23 protein-coding genes are annotated in these 23,604 nt (G+C 44.5%); 10 read left to right on the forward strand and 13 right to left on the reverse strand.

Features of this window, described 5'->3' with window-relative positions; genetic code table 11:
• Position 1 precedes the first annotated feature (1 nt).
• From CXF86_RS10155 to CXF86_RS10195, 9 genes are all read right to left on the reverse strand, one after another.
• Positions 2–337: an MSHA biogenesis protein MshK gene (locus CXF86_RS10155; protein WP_308303180.1), complete on the reverse strand. Its 336-nt coding sequence runs from the start codon at positions 335–337 to the stop codon at positions 2–4.
• Positions 318–974 carry an MSHA biogenesis protein MshJ gene (locus CXF86_RS10160; protein ID WP_102038893.1) on the reverse strand — a complete coding sequence of 219 codons (657 nt, stop codon included), beginning with the start codon at positions 972–974 and terminating at the stop codon, positions 318–320. Before CXF86_RS10160 ends, CXF86_RS10155 begins: the two co-directional genes overlap by 20 nt.
• Positions 971–1,585: a PilN domain-containing protein gene (locus tag CXF86_RS10165; protein ID WP_102038894.1), complete on the reverse strand. Its 615-nt coding sequence runs from the start codon at positions 1,583–1,585 to the stop codon at positions 971–973. Before CXF86_RS10165 ends, CXF86_RS10160 begins: the two co-directional genes overlap by 4 nt.
• Positions 1,582–2,463: a type IV pilus biogenesis protein PilM gene (locus tag CXF86_RS10170; protein WP_102038895.1), complete on the reverse strand. Its 882-nt coding sequence runs from the start codon at positions 2,461–2,463 to the stop codon at positions 1,582–1,584. The genes CXF86_RS10165 and CXF86_RS10170 overlap by 4 nt, the downstream gene beginning before the upstream one ends.
• Positions 2,464–2,686: 223 nt before the next feature.
• Positions 2,687–4,603, reverse strand: a complete 1,917-nt coding sequence (csrD, locus tag CXF86_RS10175; protein ID WP_101089820.1) for an RNase E specificity factor CsrD — start codon at positions 4,601–4,603, stop codon at positions 2,687–2,689.
• 426 nt (positions 4,604–5,029) lie between these two features.
• Positions 5,030–6,280 (reverse strand): malic enzyme-like NAD(P)-binding protein, encoded by a 1,251-nt coding sequence (locus CXF86_RS10180; protein ID WP_101089819.1) that lies wholly within the window; start codon positions 6,278–6,280, stop codon positions 5,030–5,032.
• A gap of 194 nt (positions 6,281–6,474) precedes the next feature.
• Positions 6,475–7,254, reverse strand: a complete 780-nt coding sequence (locus CXF86_RS10185) for a thermonuclease family protein (protein WP_102038896.1) — start codon at positions 7,252–7,254, stop codon at positions 6,475–6,477.
• Between the two features lie 117 nt (positions 7,255–7,371).
• Positions 7,372–7,584, reverse strand: a complete 213-nt coding sequence (gene rpmE / locus CXF86_RS10190) for a 50S ribosomal protein L31 (RefSeq protein ID WP_101089817.1) — start codon at positions 7,582–7,584, stop codon at positions 7,372–7,374.
• A gap of 183 nt (positions 7,585–7,767) precedes the next feature.
• Positions 7,768–8,493 (reverse strand): FimV/HubP family polar landmark protein, encoded by a 726-nt coding sequence (locus CXF86_RS10195; protein ID WP_102038927.1) that lies wholly within the window; start codon positions 8,491–8,493, stop codon positions 7,768–7,770.
• Positions 8,494–8,593: 100 nt separating this feature from the next.
• On the opposite strand from CXF86_RS10195, the gene priA reads away from it, so the two are divergent.
• From priA to tsgA, 8 genes are all read left to right on the forward strand, one after another.
• Positions 8,594–10,789 (forward strand): primosomal protein N', encoded by a 2,196-nt coding sequence (gene priA, locus CXF86_RS10200; RefSeq protein WP_102038897.1) that lies wholly within the window; start codon positions 8,594–8,596, stop codon positions 10,787–10,789.
• Positions 10,790–10,913: 124 nt separating this feature from the next.
• Positions 10,914–12,659, forward strand: a complete 1,746-nt coding sequence (gene argS / locus CXF86_RS10205; RefSeq protein WP_101089815.1) for an arginine--tRNA ligase — start codon at positions 10,914–10,916, stop codon at positions 12,657–12,659.
• 10 nt (positions 12,660–12,669) lie between these two features.
• Positions 12,670–13,239 carry an SPOR domain-containing protein gene (locus tag CXF86_RS10210; RefSeq protein WP_102038898.1) on the forward strand — a complete coding sequence of 190 codons (570 nt, stop codon included), beginning with the start codon at positions 12,670–12,672 and terminating at the stop codon, positions 13,237–13,239.
• A 796-nt stretch (positions 13,240–14,035) separates the two neighbouring features.
• The gene (hslV, locus tag CXF86_RS10215) at positions 14,036–14,560 is read left to right on the forward strand and encodes an ATP-dependent protease subunit HslV (RefSeq protein WP_101089813.1); all 525 of its coding nucleotides are present in this window, start codon (positions 14,036–14,038) and stop codon (positions 14,558–14,560) included.
• 50 nt (positions 14,561–14,610) lie between these two features.
• Positions 14,611–15,936 (forward strand): ATP-dependent protease ATPase subunit HslU, encoded by a 1,326-nt coding sequence (gene hslU, locus CXF86_RS10220; protein WP_101089812.1) that lies wholly within the window; start codon positions 14,611–14,613, stop codon positions 15,934–15,936.
• Positions 15,937–16,041: 105 nt separating this feature from the next.
• Positions 16,042–16,434 carry a gamma-butyrobetaine hydroxylase family protein gene (locus CXF86_RS10225; protein ID WP_101089811.1) on the forward strand — a complete coding sequence of 131 codons (393 nt, stop codon included), beginning with the start codon at positions 16,042–16,044 and terminating at the stop codon, positions 16,432–16,434.
• Between the two features lie 219 nt (positions 16,435–16,653).
• Positions 16,654–17,358, forward strand: a complete 705-nt coding sequence (gene deoD, locus CXF86_RS10230; protein WP_102038899.1) for a purine-nucleoside phosphorylase — start codon at positions 16,654–16,656, stop codon at positions 17,356–17,358.
• Between the two features lie 78 nt (positions 17,359–17,436).
• Positions 17,437–18,606 carry an MFS transporter TsgA gene (gene tsgA, locus CXF86_RS10235; RefSeq protein ID WP_102038900.1) on the forward strand — a complete coding sequence of 390 codons (1,170 nt, stop codon included), beginning with the start codon at positions 17,437–17,439 and terminating at the stop codon, positions 18,604–18,606.
• A 50-nt stretch (positions 18,607–18,656) separates the two neighbouring features.
• On the opposite strand, the gene CXF86_RS10240 is transcribed toward tsgA, so the two are convergent.
• From CXF86_RS10240 to CXF86_RS10255, 4 genes are all read right to left on the reverse strand, one after another.
• Positions 18,657–19,328: a Crp/Fnr family transcriptional regulator gene (locus tag CXF86_RS10240; protein ID WP_101089808.1), complete on the reverse strand. Its 672-nt coding sequence runs from the start codon at positions 19,326–19,328 to the stop codon at positions 18,657–18,659.
• A 152-nt stretch (positions 19,329–19,480) separates the two neighbouring features.
• Positions 19,481–20,536: an MJ1255/VC2487 family glycosyltransferase gene (locus tag CXF86_RS10245; RefSeq protein ID WP_101089807.1), complete on the reverse strand. Its 1,056-nt coding sequence runs from the start codon at positions 20,534–20,536 to the stop codon at positions 19,481–19,483.
• A 9-nt stretch (positions 20,537–20,545) separates the two neighbouring features.
• Positions 20,546–21,058 (reverse strand): phosphatase PAP2 family protein, encoded by a 513-nt coding sequence (locus tag CXF86_RS10250; protein ID WP_102038901.1) that lies wholly within the window; start codon positions 21,056–21,058, stop codon positions 20,546–20,548.
• Between the two features lie 227 nt (positions 21,059–21,285).
• Positions 21,286–21,537: a YgjV family protein gene (locus tag CXF86_RS10255; protein ID WP_101089805.1), complete on the reverse strand. Its 252-nt coding sequence runs from the start codon at positions 21,535–21,537 to the stop codon at positions 21,286–21,288.
• Positions 21,538–21,872: 335 nt separating this feature from the next.
• Here CXF86_RS10255 and rraA point away from each other — a divergent pair, with 335 nt between their 5' ends.
• Positions 21,873–22,358 carry a ribonuclease E activity regulator RraA gene (gene rraA / locus CXF86_RS10260; protein WP_101089804.1) on the forward strand — a complete coding sequence of 162 codons (486 nt, stop codon included), beginning with the start codon at positions 21,873–21,875 and terminating at the stop codon, positions 22,356–22,358.
• 156 nt (positions 22,359–22,514) lie between these two features.
• Complete coding sequence (locus CXF86_RS10265; protein WP_102038902.1) at positions 22,515–23,549, forward strand: formimidoylglutamase; 1,035 nt, start codon at positions 22,515–22,517, stop codon at positions 23,547–23,549.
• The last annotated feature ends 55 nt before the right edge of the window (positions 23,550–23,604 follow it).

Here is a 23,604-nt window from a genome sequence, read left to right on the forward strand (position 1 = left end):
TTTAGTGTCCCTTAATCTCTAATATTGCTTTAAACATTGTCAGTTTACGGCCATCGGCTAATGACACTGTATCCTTGTCAATATGCACGATTTTTACACCTTGTACTCGCTGGCCCTGCTTAAATATTTGATTGTTAATCACTGCAAAAGAACCGCTTTGTTTAATTAAAATACTATTCAGCACCAATGCTTTATTTACTGATACGGTGGCGGTATTGGTCATGCTTGCACCAGCACCCGGTAACGTTGGATCCCGCAAGCTGGCCGCGCTTAAGTTTGCGCAAAAACTGCCAGCAACGATGAGCAGTGCTAAGCGACTAATTTGTTTTAGCAACACTAATAAAGTCCTTATTTATGCTTAGGGTATAAAGCTCTAACGTGATTGCAGCTTTAGGATAGGCATCCACTTTATAATCCATGCTACGCCAGTAAAGTTTATTTGGCATGCTCTCCACGGCTTCAACAAAGCGTAATACCGAAAAATAATCGCCAGTAAACTCCAGCCGGATCCCATGGCTATACAAGTTCATTTTCTTCTCTTCGCCGACTTCCAATAATGGCGTAGGGGCGATTGAGGTAAAGGCGTTCAATTTAATGCCTTTTATATTTGAAAGTAGCCCTGCAAGTAAGGTTGGCATATGATCTGCTGGCACCATATCAACCATTTGGAAAGACAGTTCTTCATCTATCTGCTTAGTCTGCTGAATAATGTTGGCTAAGCGCTGGCGATATTCGGTGTCTGGATCGGTCGCCAAGCTTTGCTCATAGAGCGCAATCTGCTGCTCTGAAATATCATTATCATTCTTTAAAGAGGTAACCTGCTGACTTAACTGAGTATGTTGGGTTAACAATGACTCCAACGGCAGATAAAGAATCAACCCTGCAACGATAAGCACAGCTGCTGCAACTAACACTCTTTCTCGTTGGCTTAGCACATCGAATTTGGTGGCTAGATCATACCAGCGCTGCTTCATTTTCTACCCTCCGCGGCCTTGGATTCAGTATCGGCATCACTGGTTAATTTGAATGCGAGCGGTTTATCTTCACCTAAGCTCATTGTCATCGATGCAAATGCGTGGCCTTTCAATGTAGTCGTGGTTTTGAGTCTATCAATCCAATTAGGCACGCTTTGTGGGCTAGAGGTGTAGCCTTCGAAGATATAGCGATTCTCGTTAACCTGAATCCGATTCAGCCAAATACTACGATCTGCCACACTGGCTAAATCAGTCATTAACGGCGAGTAACCAAAGCTTGTAAGCGCTTCTTGTTGACTCAACTTACCGATTAACATCTGCTTGAGCTCTAACTGTTGCGCTTTTAATTCGACCTCAGCCACCAAAGACGCACTTGGCTGCCTCTTGGCGAGCTCATCTTCGAGTTCCGATTTGCGTTCATCTAAAGTGGCCTTAGCTTGTTGTAACTCATCTTTATCAGACGCCAGACTCGACACGAATCCATATGCGAGAGCACTGCTTAATAATAAAATTAACACTAAGCCCACCAACACTTGGTTCAATCTTAAAAAAGATAAACGTACTTCAGCAGGGAACAAAGATTCTGAGTAGAGGTTAACCCTTAATTTCATATTGAATCACCTTGTGAAAACTCAGCTAATGCCATTTGCGAAAAAACCGCCTCTACCGACTCAGCTTGATACGGTGTCACACTTTGATTGAAGTTTTCACTCACTAACGCAGCCAACTTGTCACGGGCGCCCAGCATCAATAAGTCAATCGATACCACGGGGGCTTCACGTAACTGGCTTTCAAAAAAGTCCATTGAACGTTGGATCTCTAAACTCAAGTTGTCAGCAAGACCAAAAGCGAGATCTTCAGCGGCAACACTATCAAGCTGTAAAAAGCCTCTCACTCGACGCTGCATGAATAATTCGCCATCCTTTACGACGGCAAGTAAAAGCTCACCGCCAGCGCGATGGCTGAGTAATAGTCTTGCTTGGCTATCACTAAACAAATGGGTAATTGCCATCTCTTCAATGGTGACGCCACACGTTTCCATACCCGCAGCTCTCGCTGCGAGCAGTATACTGGTGAGCTGTTTTTTCTCTGCGACGACGACGCTGACTTTATTGGTCGTCTGCTTAGAGGATTCGAAGTAATCTAAATGGATGTCGGTTACCGCTTGGCTAACAAGATCTTTAACCGACCATAGCAGCGCAGCAGTCATCTCGTCTGCCTCTACATTGGGTTTATCGACCTGTATGACTTGATAAAACTCAGCAGATAAAACGATTTGAATTTTTGCAATGCCGAGCGTCTTGACGATCTGCTCAAAGGCATCTACCCAATCCAGTTTTTTAAAGTTGAAAGTAGAAAAATTGGCGACAGACTCTTCAGTTGCTGCTTGATATACAAATATTTTATCGGCACACACATATAGCCCCAACTGTGATGTTGGAGCGAGTTTCCGCCAAAATTGGAGTTTACTTAGCAAGCTAGCTTCCATTCATCCATGCCTTAATTACTGTTAGTTCTTACTCGTAAATGTTCATATGATCGAGTTTTCTGATAACCACTTGTGAATTAGATGATGATAATACTGATCTAATTTAGGTTAAAAGGAAAGAGAGTCTTCTTATGTCACTCATTGTAACGACTAATATTTGAATATTATAGAAAAACATCTATAAAGCCATTACATCTTATCGCTTGCCGACGATGGGAACGAGTTATACTTCTTCTATTGGCTCACTAAAAAAGCTACCTTGACCCGCACTCACGCCTAAAATTTGTAACGTCTGCCACTCTTCAAAAACTTCAACACCTTCAGCGCAAACTTGCACATCGGTACGATACAGACCAGCAATTAAACTGCGGATAAAAAGTTGGTTCTCCGCTCGCAGGTGGATTTGACTGACGATAGAACGGTGCAGTTTAATTAACGAGATAGGATAACGTTGTAAATACTCGGTACTCACAACTTGTTGCCCCACTCTGTCGACACAGATCCCCGCCCCCATTTTACTGATCATATCAAGCGGCTCAGTCAGTACATCTTGATGATGCACTAGAATATCTTCATTTATCTCAAAAATGATCCGCGGGACTAAGTGCCGATATTCCAACAATGTGGTTTTTAACCAGCGCACGAATGCTCGGCTGGTTAATGTATCTAAACTCAGGTTAATACTGAACTTAAGGCTAGTATCATTTTGTTTTGGCAACACATCAAACAGCACCATCTCGATAACCTGCCTTTCTATTTGAGGGATGAGGCCGCACTTAATTGCCATGGGGAGGAAAAGGGTAGCTCGGACCAAATTGCCTTGAGTATCTCGCAGTCGACAGGACACTTCTTGATGATGCGCAGTTAAATCACTATCAACAACGGGCTGCGAGAATAAAAAGACTCGCTTGCTAACGAGCACGTTCTCCAAAAAGCTACGCCAACGCACAGAGCCTTTAGACAAATCACCATCAACAGCGCCCTTGTCATACATAAACCAGCTACTACCGCCTTGAAACTGAGCCGAGCGCAAAGCGAGCTCCGCCTCTTCCACTAAAGCATCTTTGTCATCACCGACTTTAAAATAGGCCCCACCTAGATGCAGAAAATCATCAGGTGTATCGAGCAAGCTATCAATCTGGCTCAAACTCACCCGTAACAACTTCGCCGCAACTTGATCCGCTTCTTTTTGTGAAATTTGTGGCACCACCACCGCGAACTGATTATAGGAGCGGCGCGAGAAAATGATGTTAGCTTTGCTCGCTAAAATTTGATTAATAGTGGCGATGATTTGTGACAGTATTTCATTGACCTCTTGCTCACCAATTTCTCGGTTTAATAGATCTAGGTCTTCCATCTCAAACAGATACAACACACCGGGTGTCATCATGCCTGCACTATTACTCAGTGCATCCAAACGGTTTTTTAGGAACAAACGGTTGCCAACACCCGTTTCGGCATCAAGAAAAGTGTTGGAACGTATAAATTGATCAAACCTCGCCCGCTCTTTATGGGCATCATGCAGTTCAAGCAGTAGCTGCGTCATGGCGCGGTTAATCATCCGAGGCCTTCCATGCCCCTTTTCTGCCAATGCTTTATCGCGCTTACCCGTTAAGATGAGGTTTGCCCGTTGCGTGAGATCTTCGATGCCATTAAGTTGGTCCGAAAACCATCGAAAGCCAAATCGAACAAACAGCATGACAGCGAGACAACCCACCAACAGAATCATCCATTCATAAGCACTGACTTCATGCTTATTAAACGGCTGTGGTAATGCCAGTTCCATCATTAGGCCATTTTCAAGCTGACTGCTGTATTGCACACCACCAGGTTGAGGCTTTAGCGCCTTATATTCAAATAGAGTGACATTACCTTTAGTCAGCACAAATGATTGCGCTTGGTAGGCATGTAGCAATGGTGGCAACCAATTATTAAGCTGCCACTTCTCTTCTGGTGCCACAGTGACGGCAAACTGCTGTTGTAACATGCCCTCTAGTTCTGACACTTTTTGCTGTTGAAACGCATAGGTCAGCTGCACGAAACTGAACATAGCGGTTAAAAAACAGATAAAGGCGACACCAACTAACGACATCAGCCAAAAGCTAGTGAGTTTCTTAGTAAGAATCCGAGTGAGTATCATATACCCATCCTACTTGAAGATGCTCGTTTCAGAGGCATTGTGCCAGTTCAATTCTAGGCGCGTTAACATAGAAATGGTTATTCCCTTTTAAGTTAGTGCAACAACGAAGTGAGCTTGCACAACGCCTTCTGCGATGGGTTTTAATGGGCTTTACTCCGTGTTATTGATTTTACTAAGGGAACGACCATTAGTGGCAATCAATGCCTTGATTAAAGTCCATTAAACTCCCACTGAATCCTGCATATTCAGGCAAGATGGGTATATGTCCGCTTCCTGCAGGATCTTATTTTGATGTAGAAGAATTATCCCGCAAACAGCGGCTTATTTGAGGATTATTAAACAGCAGGTGATAAAAGGCAAAATAAAAACGACAGAAAACAAAAAAGGGGCCTAAGCCCCTTTTCTTATTCACTCGCAAATCAGTGATTACGACTCCATATAACCGATAGGTAACGTCGTAATATGAGCCACACCCGACTCGATGGCAGCAAGGGCTACCGCTTTAGCAACATTCGGTAATAAGCGCGGATCCATTGGTTTAGGAATAACGTACTCGGCACCAAATTCCAGAGAGCTAACATCTGGATATGCAGCAAGCACTGATGCTGGCACGGCTTCTTTAGCTAAGCTTGCAATAGCATGCACGGCAGCAATTTTCATTTCGTCATTAATCTTCGATGCGCGCACATCTAATGCACCACGGAAAATGAATGGAAAACACAATACGTTGTTAACCTGGTTTGGATAGTCACTGCGACCCGTTCCCATAATTAAGTCTTTACGGGTTTCATGGGCGATTTCGGGTCTAATTTCAGGATCTGGGTTTGAACAAGCAAAAATCACCGGGTTTTCAGCCATCAAGGCTACATCTTCAGCGCCAAGCACATCTGGGCCAGATAAACCTAAGAAAGCATCTGCACCCTTGATAACATCTTGTAGCGTGCGCTTATCCGTATTATTTGCAAATAAGGCTTTATATTCGTTAATGTCTTCGCGACGAGTGTGGATTACACCTTTTCTATCTAACATGTAGATATTTTCGCGTTGAGCACCACAATTAACCATCATTGTCATACAAGCGATGGCAGCAGCGCCAGCTCCCATACAAACAAATACAGCTTTTTCCATCGACTTACCTTGGATCTCTAACGCATTGATCATGCCTGCGGTAGTCACAATCGCAGTACCGTGTTGGTCGTCATGAAAAACAGGCACATTACAACGCTCAATCAAGGCTTTTTCTATCTCAAAACACTCTGGCGCTTTAATATCTTCAAGGTTAATACCACCGAATGTATCGGCAATCGCTTCAACTATATTAATAAACTCTTCTGAAGTTCTGTGTTTTACTTCGATATCAGTCGCATCAATATTGGCAAAATGCTTAAACAATAACGCTTTGCCTTCCATCACAGGCTTAGATGCCAACGGGCCTAAATTACCTAAACCTAGAATGGCGGTGCCATTAGAAATAACTGCAACTGTGTTGCCTTTACCGGTATAGCGATATGCATTTTCAGGGTTTGCCGCTATTTCACGCACTGGTTCAGCCACACCTGGGCTATACGCCAGTGCAAGGTCCATGCTCGTTTCTGCGGGTTTTGTTAGGCAAACTGCTGTTTTACCTGGTACGGGTAATTCATGATAATCGAGGGCTTGTTGACGAAGATCTGCCATTTTTCTAATCCTGAGTGCGACTAATGTTATCCAAAGCGAAAGGTCGACAGCTAAACGGTTATTGAAGCTGTTTAGGTTGAGGTCGGTATCGTGTATTACCTAAACAATAAACGTAAGCTGATAGCCGCTAAGATACTCGAATATAGGAGCATTTCAAATAAGATCTTTTAAAATTTTAACTTTATCGCTATATATTATTCCAAACTGTCTTTTTCGACGGTTATCTGTGATGGATGAGTGCCATTTATGCGCCATTTACTGTAAGAAAAGTACACCTTACCGCGCACTATTACCTGGCTTTGCAGCAGATTAAGATTCAATATGTTATTAAACTTACTGATATCTTGCTTAGATATCATCAAAACCAACTTATCATCGATTAACAGCGCTAAATCCTGACCTTTTCTTTCATAGCCCGTCACCACCCCTCTGACCTCTCGCCATTGGTTGCTATCGCTTCTTGAAAGGTGTGCAGGTGACTTAGCTTGGTAGTCAAGATGCTGCCATAAACCTCGTTGATTTGTCCGCGCATCATCTTCAATGTCCGCTAAACATTGCCAAAAAAAGTCATTTTGAAACACCTTGGCTTTAGCAAAGCCGTTACTGAGTAGCAACTCCTGCAGATGTTCACCTGCTGCGGTATACACATAAGCAAGTGTACGGCCGTATGGATCCAGTTTTTGCTGCCCAAAAACAAGCTTAAGCGATTGTCCTGGTTTGATTGTACTTTGTAGGAATGATTTAGCCTCGGCGGCGTATGGGTCTGAAAGATCTTTAAACTGGAAATCAATTTCAGGAGTATCAACACCGATGAGCCGCACCCGTCGACCATCTTTTAGGGTAATAGTGTCGCCGTCATTGACGTAATCAAGCACCACGGTTTCATCAAAGCTAGTCGGCACACATTGGCTGGCGTGCACTGGCGGAAGACTCAAAACTAATAATAAGGCGCAGAGTGATGTTTTAAAGTCCATTAGGATCCTGTTGAGTCGTCAAATAGACATATATCGGTAAGAAAGATAAAAAAGCTCAACCTCAGAATAGCAAAAAGGCGCCAGAAGGCGCCTTTTTTAAATTCATTGCAGAAGTAATTACTTCTTGCCAAGTGCACCAAAGCGCTTGTTGAACTTATCGATACGTCCGCCAGTATCCGTAACTTTCTGGGTACCAGTGTAGAATGGGTGACATGCACCACAAACGTCTAAATGTAAGTCTTTACCGATAGTAGAGTTAATTTTGATAACGTTACCACAAGTACAAGTTGCAGTGATTTCTGCATAATCAGGATGAATACCTGCTTTCATTGGAATTACCTCAAGGTTAAGGCCATGTCGCTCTTCCAACCCGAAGTCGGACACCACATGCAGTTAATAATAGTTTAGGGCGCAGGATTATACAGCATTTAAGCAATAGATCCAGCTACCCGTCATGAATCACCATAAATAGAATCAGTGAGCGCGCTATCCTACCCTAAGTTGCTGCAATCCCTAGTACATCGAATCAAATAATTTTTCGGCAGCCTTGGCATCAGTATATTTATCTAATATTGCTACAGAAGGACACTTCAATAACGCATCAGCCTTTAAACCATTGATTTTGTTTTTATTAAAAGCACGCGGATTCGCCTCATAAATGGCAAGTATTGCACCATAAGTGTTGACTCCCCACACTTTAGATTGACGTAAACCAATACGCCAGAGTGTTTCGCTACCATTAAAGTCTACAGTACAATTTTCTTCGAGTTTAACCCCGATAGGCGCCGTGCTGGTCGTTAACGAATTTGAAATCGTTTTCACAGCACCGTTTGCTTTCTCATTGACCTTAGCTGGCGATGGAGTGTATGCCGTATGCGGCACATTCTCGACAGGGTTATCACTGAATAAATTAAGGACCGTGACTTCTCGCCAGCGGTTTATTCGATGCTCTTTCACCACCAACACCGCTTCACTATCGACAACATCGTCAACCCCGGTAACTAACACTAGGAAATGACTCAACGGTGAACTCACAAGGCGCTCTTCTCCGGTCGATTGCCGTAAAAAGAACTGCACCTTATTGGGGTTCTTATGGCTTGAAATGATATTCACTTTAAGTTTTGGGTACTCTCCCAGCTCAAATAACCTTTCATTTATGCTGACATGAGAAACTTCAGCTGTAACCGCTGTGCTAAACAGCGCTAACGTCGTTAATGCTAATATTATTATTCTTTTCATCGTTTCCTTTTCTAGCGCATCATAATAAGTTAAATCTGACTGGCTCTCCAAGACTCGCCTCGGTACACTACAGGCTTATCTCCTATTGAAATAGAGTTTTATGCCTTTGTTTGTTGAGGTCGCCCTGCCCGTTCCAATGCGGCAAACCTTTAGTTACCAAGTTCCTGAGCATATCAACATCGTTCCTCAAAAAGGCATGCGAGTACAAGTGCCATTTGGTCGACAGCAGCTTATTGGCCTTATTACAGCCATAACGGATACTTGTAATTTAACGCCTAAGCAAATAAAGCCAATTGTTAGCATTTTAGACGATGCACCATTATTACCTGATTCACTGTATAAATTAACGGCTTGGGCTGCAAGATATTACTTCTGTAGCTTAGGACAAATGCTATCACAAGCGATACCCGTTGCACTGAGAAAAGGGGCGGAGTCGAAAGCGGCGACGGCGTCCTATTGGACTTTAACGGATGCGGGACGCGCTGCAGATGTTAATCAACTCAACCGTGCACCCGCGCAACGCAAACTGTTTAACGCCTTAGCTGAACGTGATCTCGAACAGCACGAAATCGCCGCATTAGAACTCAGTAAAGCTGCTCTAAAAGCGCTCGATGATAAAGGCTGGATAACGAAGAACTCACGTGTTGTGTCCGTTGATCTCAGCTGGCGAACCCAGCTTGAAATGACTGAAGAGCCGCATAGACTCAACCCAGAACAAGCCATTGCCGTCGCAACACTCACGCTGCAATCGGGCTATCACTGCACTTTACTCGAAGGCGTTACGGGCTCGGGGAAAACCGAAGTTTACTTGGCTTTATTAGAAACAATATTAAAGCAGGGCAAGCAAGCGCTCGTCCTCGTTCCGGAAATAGGCTTAACCCCCCAAACCATCAGCCGATTCAGACACCGCTTTAATGTCAAAGTGTCGGTCATTCATTCAGGTTTGACTGACAATCAACGATTAGATGCATGGCGCCACGCCAAAACGGGCGAAGCAGCCATTATTATCGGCACGCGTTCGGCGTTATTTACGCCGATGGCTTATCCTGGGGTGATCATTTTAGACGAAGAGCACGACTCAAGTTTTAAGCAACAAGAAGGTGTGGGTTATCACGCACGTGATCTTGCCGTCATGCGCGGGCATCTAGAAGATATTCCAGTTCTTTTAGGCACAGCAACACCGTCACTGGAAACCTTGCAAAATGCACTCAGTGGTCGATATGAGCATTTGCAGCTAGGTCAACGTGCAGGCAATGCAGAAAAAGTGCGCCAAGGCATTGTCGACATTCGTAATCAGCCACTGCGCACCGGTATGTCGCATGCATTGTTGAATGAAATGCGCATCCACCTTGATGCTGGCAACCAAGTCATTTTATTTCTCAACCGACGGGGCTTTGCTCCCGCGTTAATCTGCCATGAATGTGGACATCTACATGAATGCGATCGCTGTGATGCCTTCTTTACTGTGCATCAAGCCTTAGGTGAGATCCGCTGCCATCACTGCAGTAATCAATATGCGATCCCCAAGCAGTGCCATCAATGTGGTAGCACCATGCTTGCTGGCCAAGGTGTGGGTACCGAGCAACTCGCCAGCTTCCTTGAGAAAGAGTTTCCCAACCACCCAGTTGTGCGTATCGATCGCGACACCACACGCAATAAGGGATCGTTAGAGGCCCATCTCAATGCGATACATAAAGGCGAATACAAAATTTTAGTCGGCACCCAAATGCTAGCAAAAGGCCATCACTTTCCTGACGTGACCTTGGTCGGGCTTTTGGATGTCGACGGCGCGCTCTTTAGCGCTGACTTTAGAGCACCGGAACGTTTCGGCCAGCTTTACACTCAAGTCTCAGGTCGTGCTGGTCGTGCGAGCAAACCTGGAACGGTATTATTACAAACCCATCAAAGCGACAACACCATGCTTCGAGAACTCATGCATAAAGGCTACGGTGAGTTTGCTCGCAATCAGCTCAATGAGCGCAAACAAGCATTACTCCCGCCCGCTTGGCATATGATCCTCATTCGCGCAGAAGCTCACTTGGCTGCGGACGCCGATGCACTGCTGAGTCAAATAGGCGCGCTGCTGCCACAAAACGAAGAGTGTGAAGTGATTGGGCCTATGCCTGCCCCGCTGGATAGAAAGGCCGGTAAATATCGTCGCCAGCTACTCTTCCAAACTAAAAACCGCAATCAATTACAACAAGCATTTGAACAAGCACTACCACAAATTGAACAGTTACCTCTGGCTAAAAAATGCCGTTGGAGTCTCGATCGCGATCCACAAGATCTGCTTTAAATCGATTTAATCGTCACTAAAGTAGAAAAAGTTCGCTAGAGGATAGTAATTGGGTACCACAAGCGGCTAAAATAGTCGGTTACCCCTATTACTTTTTCTTTTTGTAAGTGCCGATTAAACGCCAATGAAATCACATACTCAATCTTTACTCGCTGAATCGTTAAATGCCCTTAAACAACAAGGTGTTGTTCCTGCTGATTTTGAAGCTCGCATTCAAGTGGACCGAACCAAAGATAAGAGCCACGGTGATTTTGCTACCAACTTGGCGATGATGCTAACAAAAGCAGCGCGCAAGAATCCACGTGAGATAGCTCAACTCATCATTGATAATCTGCCTGAATCTAGCCATGTCGAAAAGGTTGAGATTGCAGGACCAGGATTTATCAACTTTTTTATCGATGACAATGCGCTCGCCAATCAACTGATGGACGCACTTAACAGCGACCACTTGGGCCTAACGTTGCCTGAGTCGCAAACGGTTGTCGTTGACTACTCGTCACCTAACCTTGCGAAAGAGATGCATGTTGGCCACCTAAGATCGACCATCATCGGTGACAGCGTCGCACGCTCACTTGAGTTTATGGGTCACAAGGTTATTCGCCAGAACCACGTCGGTGACTGGGGAACTCAGTTCGGCATGTTGCTTGCGTACATGGAAGAGTTACGTGCTGCAAATGGTGAACAAGCACAAATGGAGCTTTCAGATCTTGAAAACTTCTACCGTGCCGCTAAAGTCCGCTTCGATGAGTCTGAAGATTTCGCCAACCGTGCCCGTAAACTGGTCGTTGCATTACAATCAGGTGACGAGTACTGCAATAAATTATGGCGTGAATTTAATGACATTTCCTTGAGTCACTGCCACGAAATTTATGAACGTTTAGGCGTTAGCTTAACCCGTGCAGATGTTCGCGGTGAAAGCTCATATAACGCTGACTTAGAGCAAGTCGTTGCCGATCTTGATACGCTGGGCTTATTGTCAGAAAGTAATGGCGCTAAAGTGGTGTTCCAACAAGAGTTTAAAAACAAAGAGGGTGAGCCACTCCCTGTTATTATTCAAAAAGCAGACGGCGGCTACCTATACGCGACCAGCGATATGGCAGCAATGCGCTATCGCTCGAATGTGCTAAAAGCAGATAGAGCACTTTATTTTGTCGATCTGCGCCAAGCCTTACACTTCCAACAAGTGTTTAAGCTTGCTAAAACAGCCAATTTTGTTCGCGAAGAGATGAGCTTCGAACATATGGGCTTTGGCACCATGAATGGTGCTGATGGTCGTCCCTTTAAGACACGCTCTGGTGGTGTGGTTAAGCTTATTGATCTGCTTAAAGAAGCTGACATTCGTGCTCTTGATTTAGTGCGCAGTAAAAATCCTGATATGGATGAAGCAGAGCTGACTGAAATCGCTCGCGTCGTCGGTATTGCTTCCGTTAAATATGCTGATTTATCTAAGAACCGTACTAGCGATTATATCTTCAGCTTTGAGCAGATGCTGAGTTTTGAAGGTAACACCGCACCTTACCTACTCTATGCGTACACTCGTGTTGTGGGTATCTTCAACCGTGCACAAGACGTTGATTTGAGTGGTGCTACCATCGTACTTGAACACGAGAGAGAGAAAGATCTTGGCACTAAGTTAGCTCAGTTCGGTGAAGTGATGAACCGCGTCGTCAATAAAGGTCAACCACATGCACTATGTGCTTACCTATTTGAACTTGCCGGTGCATTCTCTAGCTTTTATGAAGCATGCCCAGTACTGGCTGCCGATAACGAAGCACAGAAGAAGAGCCGCTTATTATTGGCTAAGCTAACAGCGAAAACACTTAAGCAAGGGCTGAACTTGCTAGGACTAGACACTTTAGAGCGGATGTAATCATAACCCTATGACGAGTCGTGACTACGCAAACCGTAAACCCACGCGCAAAGGCAGTACTAAAAAGCGTGGTTCAAAGGGAAATGCCCCCAAGCGTTTCCCTGTTTTACTGCTATTAATAACGCTCGCAGGTCTAACTGGGTTTGGTTATGTATTATGGTTATTAAGCAGTGAAGATGAAGTCGTAACAACACCGGTTGTGGTTGAAGAACCAAAGAAAGCCAGTGTTAAAAAAGATCCTAATGCGCTACCGCCAGCCCCAAAAGAAGAGTGGACCTATCTTAAGGAGCTGGAAAATAAAAAGGTCGAAGTGGACCTGCCTGCAACTTCCACTAAGCCTAAGCGTCCTTACCAGATGCAATGCGGTTCATTTAGAAAGGAATCTCAAGCAAATTCGCTTAAGGCAACCATTGCGTTCCAAGGGTTGGAAGCGCAAGTGCGTAAAGTTAAAGGCACTAGTGGAATGTGGTATAAGGTCGTTCTAGGGCCTTACGACAAGAAACGTGATGCTGAAAGACAGCGCCATGTACTGCAAAACTCTGGCACTAACGGCTGCCAAATCTGGTTTTGGGAAAGTTAAATCCCGCCTCAGTATCTAATCTTAAAGCGCTACTCATGTAGCGCTTTTTTATTGCTTTAACTAAAAGCCTATACGTCATTTAATTGTTTTTTATTACGCTATTGGATATTTGCTTCCAATGACCTGCGGTCAGCGTATCAGCAGACACTACTGAAGTACGCCGCAAGCAAATTTGATCTCCAGAGATGGAACAAAACAGGCCTGTTTCCGAAGGCCTCAGCCGTATTTACACTGGGTTAGAAAAGCGCAATTCTCAGCATTTTAGTTTTTAAATTGAAAACACTATGACCACCATCTCCTTGAACTCATTGATAACACCCATTCCCCATCGAAGTTGCCGAAATACGTAGACATTAATGCCGTGGAACCATCATGGATGATGGTTCAGGCTCGGAGGTACATGGATGTACCATCTGAGCCGTTAGACAATTTTTGTTGAAGTATGAGGAAGGCAACTACGTCCGGGCGGCAGGGGCGATCCAAGAGGGGATATTGCTGTTGATCCCCTTTTGGCCGAGTGTGGGATGGAATCCCACGGCCTTTATCAAGCGAAGTTTGATTATCTCAATTTATATGTGGGCGAAGCACCACGACTTATCTCGGCCGTAAGACCGAAGCTTTCAATAGCAATCAGATAACCACTCATAGACCGGCCATGACCAGCAAATAAGCAGACCCTAGCTGAGTCAGGCTAGCAATCCAAGTTCCCCCCTTGATATTTACTCAACTCCCCCCCATATCTCTATTATCACCAACCAGCAGGCACATTGTCGCTGGCTAGAGAAGAGGATTTATCGTGACCACTATCGTATCAGTACGCCGAAATAACCAAGTGGTTATCGCCGGTGATGGCCAAGTTTCTCTTGGTAATACCGTGATGAAAAGCAACGCTAGAAAAGTTCGTCGTCTATACCACAATAAGGTATTGGCAGGCTTTGCTGGCGGTACAGCAGATGCATTTACATTATTCGAGCGCTTCGAAGCCAAACTCGAAATGCATCAAGGCCATCTTATGCGCGCAGCCGTTGAAATGGCCAAAGACTGGCGTTCAGACAAGGTGCTACGCAAACTAGAAGCACTGTTAGCTGTCGCTGATGGTGAATCGTCATTGATCATTACCGGTAACGGTGATGTTATTCAGCCAGAAAATGACTTAATTGCTATAGGTTCTGGTGGCAACTTTGCCCAATCAGCAGCCATAGCATTGCTTGAAAACACCGATCTTAGCGCCTTAGAAATTGCAGAAAAGTCATTAACAATTGCCGGCGGCATCTGTGTTTTCACCAACCAATTTAAGACCATCGAAGAGTTAAAGTACTAAACGAACTTTCGTTTATACCCAAGACTGATGCTTAAGCATGAGGAAAAAATATGTCTGAAATGACACCGCGTGAAATTGTTCACGAACTAGATAGTCACATTATTGGTCAGCAAAAGGCCAAACGCTCAGTCGCAATCGCGCTACGTAATCGCTGGCGCCGTATGCAACTGGATGCTGACCTTCGTCAAGAAGTCACACCTAAAAACATTCTAATGATTGGCCCAACAGGTGTGGGTAAAACTGAAATTGCCCGCCGTTTAGCACGCCTTGCAAAAGCACCGTTCATCAAAGTGGAAGCCACTAAGTTCACTGAAGTGGGTTATGTCGGTAAAGAAGTTGACCAGATTATTCGCGACCTTACCGATTCAGCCATTAAGCTGACACGTGAAGAGCAGATGGCTAAGTGTAAATTTAGAGCCGAAGAAGCCGCTGAAGAGCGCATTCTTGATGCCCTATTGCCTAAACCAAAAGAAGATTGGGACAGCGAAAAACCTAGCGACAATAGCACTCGCCAAGTTTTTCGTAAAAAACTACGTGAAGGCCAGTTAGACGATAAAGAGATTGAAATTGACGTCTCTGCGCCACAAGCCGGTATTGAAATCATGTCGCCTCCAGGCATGGAAGAGATGACCAACCAGCTACAAAGCATGTTCCAGAACATGGGACCCGGTGCGAGCAAGCGCCGTAAAATGCCGATTAAAGAAGCCTATAAACTGCTTATAGAAGAGGAAGCGGCCAAACTCGTTAATCCTGATGATCTGAAAGAGCAAGCGATCGAATTGGTTGAGCAGCACGGTATCGTTTTCTTGGACGAGATTGATAAAATTTGTAAGCGCGGTGACTCTTCAGGCCCAGACGTTTCTCGTGAAGGTGTGCAGCGTGATCTGCTTCCTTTAGTTGAAGGTTGCACGGTTAATACTAAACACGGTATGGTCAAAACAGATCACATTCTGTTTATTGCATCGGGTGCATTCCAGATGTGTAAGCCGTCAGATCTGATCCCTGAGCTGCAAGGCCGCTTGCCGATTAGAGTCGAACTTGATGCGCTATCAGCAGGTGATTTTAAACGTATTTTGACTGAGCCGTTCGCATCGCTAACTGAGCAATATGTTGCCCTTATGGGGACTGAAGGCGTTAAAGTTGAGTTTACCGAATCGGGCATCGACTCTATTGCTGAAGCCGCATGGCAAGTCAACGAGCGCACAGAAAACATTGGTGCCCGTCGTCTGCATACTGTGATGGAGCGTTTGATGGAAGAGTTATCTTACGAAGCGTCTGACAAATCAGGTTCTGTAACACTAATCGATGCCGATTATGTGAGCGCACATCTCGATAACTTGGTCCAAGATGAAGATTTGAGTCGCTTTATTCTCTAATCTTGCAGTAACCAAACGCTAATTTAGTGATGGCGGTTAAGGACAGTTCTGTGCTTAACCGCTATTCTATTTTATGAACCGAGACTTTTAATCATTGGTAGACTTATGACTCAAGATAACACCCCTAATGTTGAATCCTTAAAGCTTAAGCGTAAATCTCGCCAGCTAGAGGTGCACTTTGATAATGGCGACATTCATCAGCTGAGCTGCGAAATGCTAAGGGTTTACTCTCCATCAGCAGAAGTACACGGTCATGGCAATCCAGTACTGGTTACCCACAAGAAAATGGTCAATATCTCTGCCATTGAGCCTGTCGGCAATTATGCCGTTAAAATCATCTTTGATGATGGCCACGATACAGGGCTCTTCTCATGGAAGGTGCTTTATGACTTAGCCACTCATCAAGTCGACTTATGGGAAAAATACTTAGCGCGATTACGAGCAGCAAAAGCCAGCCGCGAACCGCTTATCGATATGGCAGTGAAATACCACAAGTAACAGAGTGTTTATTCGAAATGCTCCGCCCAAAAAAGGCGACCGACGTCACACTCCAAGTAGTAGCAAAAAAACACTCCATCACAAAATGACGCAGATAAGCGTCATTTTTTGTGATCAAACAGTAGATCCTGTGTATTAATCCCCCTATGCGGACTTATGTCCTCCACGGATTATAAACAGACAATTACTATCGAGAGTAATCAAAATAGAGGATTACTCATGACTGCACATATTAATGGTAAAGCCGGTGATTTTGCCGAAACCATCATCATGCCTGGCGACCCACTTCGCGCTAAGTATATCGCTGAAAACTTTTTAGATGATGCGGTGGAAGTGACCAATATCCGCAATATGTTTGGCTATACCGGTTTTTATAAAGGCCAACGTATTTCTGTTATGGGCCATGGTATGGGTATTCCCTCTATGGTGTTATACGCCCATGAACTAGTCACTGATTTTAATGTGAAACGTATCATCCGCGTCGGTAGCCTTGGTGCAACCCAACATAACGTCAAGATCAACGACGTCATCCTAGCGCAAGCTGCAGGTACTGATTCACCCACTAATGCCAAGCGTAGTAGTGGTTATCAAATGGCGACCTCTGCCACATTCGAGCTGCTGCACAAAGCCTACACCATCGCTCAACAGAAGCAGATCAACGTTAAAGTGGGTAATGTGTTCAGTGGTGACATGTACTACGATCCAGATGAAGATATGATCCCAGCATTAGAACGCTTTGGTGTATTAGGTGTTGATATGGAAGTCGCTGGCTTATATGGCCTAGCGCATCACAAAGGTTTCGAATCACTCGCGATTCTTACCGTTTCAGACCATTGCTTAACGGGCGAAGAGACCAGTGCAGAGGCTCGCCAGTTAACCTTTAATCAGATGATAGAGCTGGCATTAGAAACAGCCTGTCAGTAACGCTTTATTAAGCCGCTCGAAGCATCCCTTTGCGCGGCTTAACTTTAACGCTTGATATAGTGATACTAGGAACTAATGATGAAAAATAAAATATCCTTAACCTTGCTCAGCTTTTTAGCCAACTTTGTGATGGCAGGCTTTGCGACCCAGTTCGGCATGCTGATTGAACCTATAGCTGAGAAGTTTTCAGCTAACGTCAATGAAGTCGCCTCAATATTCTCACTGCTTAATGGCGGAGCCCTCGCGGGTACTATTGCTGCTTTTTTCTTAATTGAAAAAATCGGTGTAAAACGCATGACACTTATTAGCTACGTGAGCATAGCACTCAGTGCAGCAGCATTACACTTCACCGGTTCACTCACTGTTGTGATGATCGCAATGACGATTATCGGGCTTTGTGGCGGTGTTGGCCTTTGTATCGCAGGTACTATCGTAGTATCGGTATGGAAAGATAAAATCCAAAGCACCATGCTCGTGGTACAAGATGCCACCTTTAACGTAGCGGGCGTTGTATTCCCACTCATTACCACTTATGCATTAAGCCATGCACTATCTTGGAGCTTCAGCTATCTGGCCGTGGGTATCGTTGCATTAGCGACGGCAGCCATTGCACTTGCGACCAACTTTGAACTTGTTGAAAACCAAACATCAGCAGAAAATGGTAAAGATGAGTCTGAGTGGAACTTAGGCATCATTAGTGGCGGACTGGGTTTATTCCTTGGCATGCTAGCACTCTATACCTTCCTAACTTGGGCACCGATGTTCGTTAAAACCAAGTTCGATATTCCATTCGAGGAAGCGGGTAATATTATCACTCAGTACTGGTCTGCCGCGCTAATTGGTGCGCTAGTGTCGACGGTGATTGTATCAAGAGTTAAGATTCAGTACTTCATTATGGGGATGATTTCACTGGCTTTTATCATCACCAGTTTGATTGTAACTACAGATAATTTAGCGTGGATTGGTTACCTAACCTATGGTTATGGCTTTGCTTGTGCCGCGCTTTATAACGCCTTTATTGCTTACGGTGTGTCATTTGTCAAAAATGCCAGTAGCCGGAACGTCTCTTACATTTTGATTAGTGGTAGTGCGGGCGCAATGTTCAGCCCTGCAATTAGCTCACTATTTGAAAGCATTATTGGCTTACAAACCGTTATGTATGCCATACCAGTGATCTATGGATTAATCATCGTCATGCTAGTGCTCTCTATGCGCCAAAAAATCGGCCATACTGCGCAAGTTGCATAATTAACCATTAACACCTTATCGGTCCCAAGCCTTAAGACTAAGGTTTGGGACTATTCGATAAAGGCTTTTAGGCCGGCTAAATCACAAATTATCAGCCCCTCTTTATCTCGCTTAATCAAGGCTAAATCTTCCAACTTTTTAACTGCACGGCGATAAACTCTATCGGTTGTCGCAAAGCGTTCAGCTTCTAAATAGCACTTAGTGAAGCCCTCTACAGGCTGATCTTTTAAATACTGATGATAGAGGTCGTAAGCAATATTATAAGCGATGGGGTATAACATGCGGCGGGTGAAAATATCCACAGTATCTTGATAGTCTATGGCGATAGCACTGGCAAAAAACAGTGCAAACTGAGGCGTTTTTAATAAAGCCTGTTGTAACTTATCGCCATTAATAATTGAGATTTCTAATGGCTCTTCGGCAATAATATCTAACTGGCACAAGTAGTGAGTAAAAAACTCCATCTCCCCAAACAGCTGAGAATCGCAAGTCATGGTTCCCAACTGAAAGCTACGGCCATTTCGAGCGGTATAACCCATTGAGATACGGCCATGTGGCACCAGTATGAGGTCGTTAACCTTCTGGCCTTGCTCCATTAGTCGATGTTGTGCAGTCACCGTTTTCGTTTCGGTAATGCACTCACGCATAGTCTGCTCAATGGCATCATGTTCTTGATGCCATAATGAATGAAAACGCCCTTTCTCGAGTGGTTTTAGCTGCATAGTATTGCCGATATGGATTTATGTTAGGCGAAAGACTTAAGCATTATACCTCTTTAAAAGTCAGTAGTAATAGCGCACGCCTAGGTATGTACAGCGGCAGCATTGTCTCTTTATATTAGTGACATACTAAATCCCAGTAGTAACCATTAGTTTTAAGGGCTCTTTTTTTGCCAGCTCTGAGGTAAATTGACTTGCGACCAAAGTGACTGGCATAACTCCTCAGGCTGATTCCAATCGCCCTTAAGTAACCAGCTGACTAACTCATCTGCCACTTGAGGATAGTCTATAGATTCGGGCGTCGGTGACTTTAACCAACGCCGCAGTGCATCAGGTTCTAAACATGTTTTCATGCACTCAGCGGCCCCCAGTAGTTCAAGTGCAGCGACATTAGATAACTGTTCAAATTGGCCTAACAATGGCTTGATCAGCAGTTTTTTACCCAAGGTTAACGCTTCACTGGCAAGCTCGAAACCCGCATTGCCAATCACACCACCACAGCTTGCCATTGCCGCTTTAAAACCATCGCGGTCAAAACCATGCCATTTAATATGTGACGGCATTGACTGATGAGTTATCCCTGCGTGGTACACCAAAAAGGTGTAATCAGTAAAAGGTGCCAAGAAGTCTACAATTGCATCTGGGGACTCAAAAGGCAGATAGACTAATACTTGATGCGCTAACTCTTTCTCAACTTTATCAACCTCGACAAAAGGTGGCAAAATGGGGAAGCCAAAGTGATGCCAATGGCAGCCTAACGCTATATCCACTGGTGCAAAGTAGTTCAACATCGTTTCGTTAAACCAACTGTCACCCACTTTAGGCACCGAGAAATTAAGCGCGGCTTGATGGCTGATACCAATGGACGGCACACCTTGATTTTTAGCTGCCCAAGCGGATACGGGCTCAAAATCATTGAGGACCAGATCATAGCCGCTTAAATCTAGGTTTTTGACATCTTTAACGAATCCAAACCACGCGTTCATCTTAGCGGTTTGCCCCACATTCACGCGACCATCTTTAGTCGCAAACGTCAGGCCTGATTGCACCCGATATTGCCCAAAGCACTGCATATCAAAAAATTGCTCCGAAGAGCGGCCGGAAAAGAAAAAGTCTACGTCGACTCCTTGCTTATGCATCGCTTTAGCCATCACTCTTGCCCGACTTAAATGGCCATTTCCAGTGCCTTGTACTCCATAGAGGATCTTCAATGCGCTCTCCTAAATAATTTGCAGACTAAGCACAACAGAAGCGATACCGAGTAAGGCACCGGCGATAATATCCAGCGGATAGTGAACCCCTAAAATAATGCGCGACAGACCAATGCCTATTGCCCAGCACGTGGCAATATAAAACAGTTGTGGATAGATAAAGTAGATGCTTGTGGCCATCACGAATGCAGCAGCGGTGTGACCCGAGGGCAAACTAAATTTGTCAGCGGGTTCAAAACGGGCAATGCCATCAGCAAGCGCATCGCAAGGACGCTGTCTACGGATCATATTTTTAAGCAGAAAATAAAGCGGCAACTCAACCAAATATGAAGCTAATAGCGTATTAAGCAGTGACTCGCCATTACTATCTAGCAGTAAAAACAGCACCACCATGTATAGGTATACAGGTCCGTTACCTGAGGCCGAAAGTGATAAAGCCAACGGTTGTAAACCATGCTGCTGGCCTTGCTTAACCACAAATTGATAGCCACTGCGATCTAGTCTTGATATTGAGGTGATCATTGCAAACTCCAAAATCATTATTTAATAGCAAGCTATGAAAAATCCATGACGTGAAGGTGACAGCGACCCTAAAGTTTTATGACACTGTGTAAAAGTAGACGTTATCGTGTTGGATGATTATCGAGGAGAGATGAAAAAATAAGAGAGGAAAGAGATTTGCTAACCTAATTATCCGTAGATAATCAGGCCAGCGTGAAATACCCAAGTCGCTTAGGTATATCTACTCATTAATCAGTAGCAAGCTCAACATTATTGCGATTACGGTAAATCTTTAGCAAGTGGTAAATATTAATACATGCAACAAAGGCATTCATACCCGCAACAGGCCATGCTTCAATTGACGCTCCATAAATAACAAACAGTGAACAACCGGTAAAGTTCAAACATCTCAACCAGGTAATGTCTTTCATCATTAGCGAAATCGCGACCATAATTGACGCAGCATAACCGATGATTTCAATAGTATTAATAGCTTCCATAAGGCACCTTTTAGGCCCTCTGCCGTCCCTAAGCTAACCGGGGGATCCGTGCCCCTAAAGCGACTCAAAAATTAAGTTAAGTTAATATGTCTACACTTATGCTAACAAAAATACACCATCTTGGTAATAAAAAAACGTTATATAATGACCTATGTCATATTTTTGCTGAATTAGTAACCTAGATGTCGAAATATTACCACAACATAGCTGAGTGATGCGTTTATCGGCAATTGCGTGATTGATAAGACTTTTCTTTTCAACAATCCCTTATATACTGGTTAAATTACTCTTTTGCTCAAATTACTGAGCTACGCCTATCTACCAGGAGCGTTCTTATGGAATACAACACCTCAGAACTTTGTGACACTTATATCGATGTAGTTGATGTTGTCGAACCCATGTTCAGTAATTACGGTGGTAGTAACTCTTTTGGTGGCTCGATTAGCACCATCAAATGTTTCGAAGATAATGGCCTCATCATCGATGCTCTACAGGAAGATGGTGAAGGCAAAGTATTGCTCGTTGACGGCGGTGGTTCACTGCGTCGCGCCCTACTCGACTCAACGATTGCCCAGGTGGCTGTGGACAATAATTGGGAAGGGATCATCATCTATGGTTCAATTCGTGATGTTGATGCATTAGAAGATTTAGACATTGGCATACAAGCGTTAGCCTCTATTCCCGTTGGCGCCGATAGCCATGCCATTGGTGAGCTTGAAGTTCCAGTCAATTTTGGCGGCGTGAGCTTTTTACCCGGTGACCATGTTTATGCCGATAACACTGGCATGATTTTATCACCTGAACCGCTCGACATTGATTAATCAAATAACACATTTGGATTAAATCTCGATTTAATCTAACCAACTAAGCCAGCCGAAGTGCTGGCTTTTTTGTGGCTGATTGTTCAGCAAGGCTTGCGGTGTTAACCCAAGGGCTTACACTGTCGGTAATGAGCACTAAAATATAAGAATAACTCAATGCAGTATCTCAACCCTTTTACCACCATTAAGCTTGAGAGCTTATTCGCGCCGAGAGCTGGCGAAACCAAACTCGGACAACGAGTACACATTCCTACGGCAACGGATAATCTCTCAACAATACTGGCACAAGCCAAGACTGGGGGTGCCCGTTTTGCAATTATTGGTATTGGCGAAGATATTGGTCCCCGTGCAAACCTGGGCCGAGGTGGCTCAACAGACGCTTTTGACAGCGCAATGACACAGTTTCTCAATTTTCAATCCAACCGCTATTTATCGGGCGACCAATGCTTAGTCTTAGGTCAAATAAAAACCACTGATTTACAGCTGCCTGGCAGCAGTACCGCAGAGCAACTGCGCCACAATGTAGAGCAATTAGATTTAAGAGTGATTGAGGTGTTATCTCGGGTCATGCAAGCAGGGTTAGAACCCATTGTTATTGGCGGTGGGCACAACAATGCCTACGGTTTACTGATGGCCGCAAAAGCAAGCCATAAGCGCCCAATTGCCGCCGTGAATCTAGACCCTCATTCAGATTTTAGGCCAAAAGAAGGTCGCCACAGTGGTAACGGATTTAGTTATGCTGCCGCTTCTGGTGCACTGGGTATTTATCATGTACTTGGACTGCATGAGCTAAAAAACAGCGAAGCAACATTAGAACAACTCAAAGCATTTGGTGGCCACTGGCATACTTTTCAGCAAATTTGGGTGCGTCGAGAACTAAGCTTAGAAACCGCGTTGAAATCCATTACCAAAGAGCTCAATAACAGCTCGCTACCGGTGGCGGTTGAGCTCGATTTAGATGCCATAACGAACATGCCGAGCAGCGCTTCAACCGCAGCAGGAGTGCCTTTGCTCGATGCATTACACTACGTCAGCTATGTTGCTAAGCATTGCCCTTGTGCCTATTTACATTTAGCCGAAGCGGCTCCAAGTTGCCATGTTGCAGGCGTCGATGCCGGCTACCGTGAAACAGGACAAAGTATTGGCGAGTTGATCTATAGCTATATCAACGGACGTATTAATGCATTGTAGTAAATACCAATTGCATTAAATATGTAGTCAATTCAGAAGCGCTCAATCTTTTCAA

The organism is Shewanella sp. GutCb (assembly GCF_002836135.1).
Classification (GTDB): Bacteria; Pseudomonadota; Gammaproteobacteria; order Enterobacterales; family Shewanellaceae; genus Shewanella.

What these genes read in the sequence shown, in the direction of transcription:
- CXF86_RS10160 (WP_102038893.1), bottom strand. Translation starts at nt 974, where the DNA reads ATGAAGCAGCGCTGGTATGATCTAGCCACCAAATTCGATGTGCTAAGC.
- CXF86_RS10165 (WP_102038894.1), bottom strand. Translation starts at nt 1,585, where the DNA reads ATGAAATTAAGGGTTAACCTCTACTCAGAATCTTTGTTCCCTGCTGAA.
- CXF86_RS10170 (WP_102038895.1), bottom strand. Translation starts at nt 2,463, where the DNA reads ATGGAAGCTAGCTTGCTAAGTAAACTCCAATTTTGGCGGAAACTCGCT.
- csrD (WP_101089820.1), bottom strand. Translation starts at nt 4,603, where the DNA reads ATGATACTCACTCGGATTCTTACTAAGAAACTCACTAGCTTTTGGCTG.
- CXF86_RS10180 (WP_101089819.1), bottom strand. Translation starts at nt 6,280, where the DNA reads ATGGCAGATCTTCGTCAACAAGCCCTCGATTATCATGAATTACCCGTA.
- CXF86_RS10185 (WP_102038896.1), bottom strand. Translation starts at nt 7,254, where the DNA reads ATGGACTTTAAAACATCACTCTGCGCCTTATTATTAGTTTTGAGTCTT.
- rpmE (WP_101089817.1), bottom strand. Translation starts at nt 7,584, where the DNA reads ATGAAAGCAGGTATTCATCCTGATTATGCAGAAATCACTGCAACTTGT.
- CXF86_RS10195 (WP_102038927.1), bottom strand. Translation starts at nt 8,493, where the DNA reads ATGAAAAGAATAATAATATTAGCATTAACGACGTTAGCGCTGTTTAGC.
- priA (WP_102038897.1), top strand. Translation starts at nt 8,594, where the DNA reads ATGCCTTTGTTTGTTGAGGTCGCCCTGCCCGTTCCAATGCGGCAAACC.
- argS (WP_101089815.1), top strand. Translation starts at nt 10,914, where the DNA reads ATGAAATCACATACTCAATCTTTACTCGCTGAATCGTTAAATGCCCTT.
- CXF86_RS10210 (WP_102038898.1), top strand. Translation starts at nt 12,670, where the DNA reads ATGACGAGTCGTGACTACGCAAACCGTAAACCCACGCGCAAAGGCAGT.
- hslU (WP_101089812.1), top strand. Translation starts at nt 14,611, where the DNA reads ATGTCTGAAATGACACCGCGTGAAATTGTTCACGAACTAGATAGTCAC.
- CXF86_RS10225 (WP_101089811.1), top strand. Translation starts at nt 16,042, where the DNA reads ATGACTCAAGATAACACCCCTAATGTTGAATCCTTAAAGCTTAAGCGT.
- deoD (WP_102038899.1), top strand. Translation starts at nt 16,654, where the DNA reads ATGACTGCACATATTAATGGTAAAGCCGGTGATTTTGCCGAAACCATC.
- tsgA (WP_102038900.1), top strand. Translation starts at nt 17,437, where the DNA reads ATGAAAAATAAAATATCCTTAACCTTGCTCAGCTTTTTAGCCAACTTT.
- CXF86_RS10240 (WP_101089808.1), bottom strand. Translation starts at nt 19,328, where the DNA reads ATGCAGCTAAAACCACTCGAGAAAGGGCGTTTTCATTCATTATGGCAT.
- CXF86_RS10250 (WP_102038901.1), bottom strand. Translation starts at nt 21,058, where the DNA reads ATGATCACCTCAATATCAAGACTAGATCGCAGTGGCTATCAATTTGTG.
- CXF86_RS10255 (WP_101089805.1), bottom strand. Translation starts at nt 21,537, where the DNA reads ATGGAAGCTATTAATACTATTGAAATCATCGGTTATGCTGCGTCAATT.
- rraA (WP_101089804.1), top strand. Translation starts at nt 21,873, where the DNA reads ATGGAATACAACACCTCAGAACTTTGTGACACTTATATCGATGTAGTT.
- CXF86_RS10265 (WP_102038902.1), top strand. Translation starts at nt 22,515, where the DNA reads ATGCAGTATCTCAACCCTTTTACCACCATTAAGCTTGAGAGCTTATTC.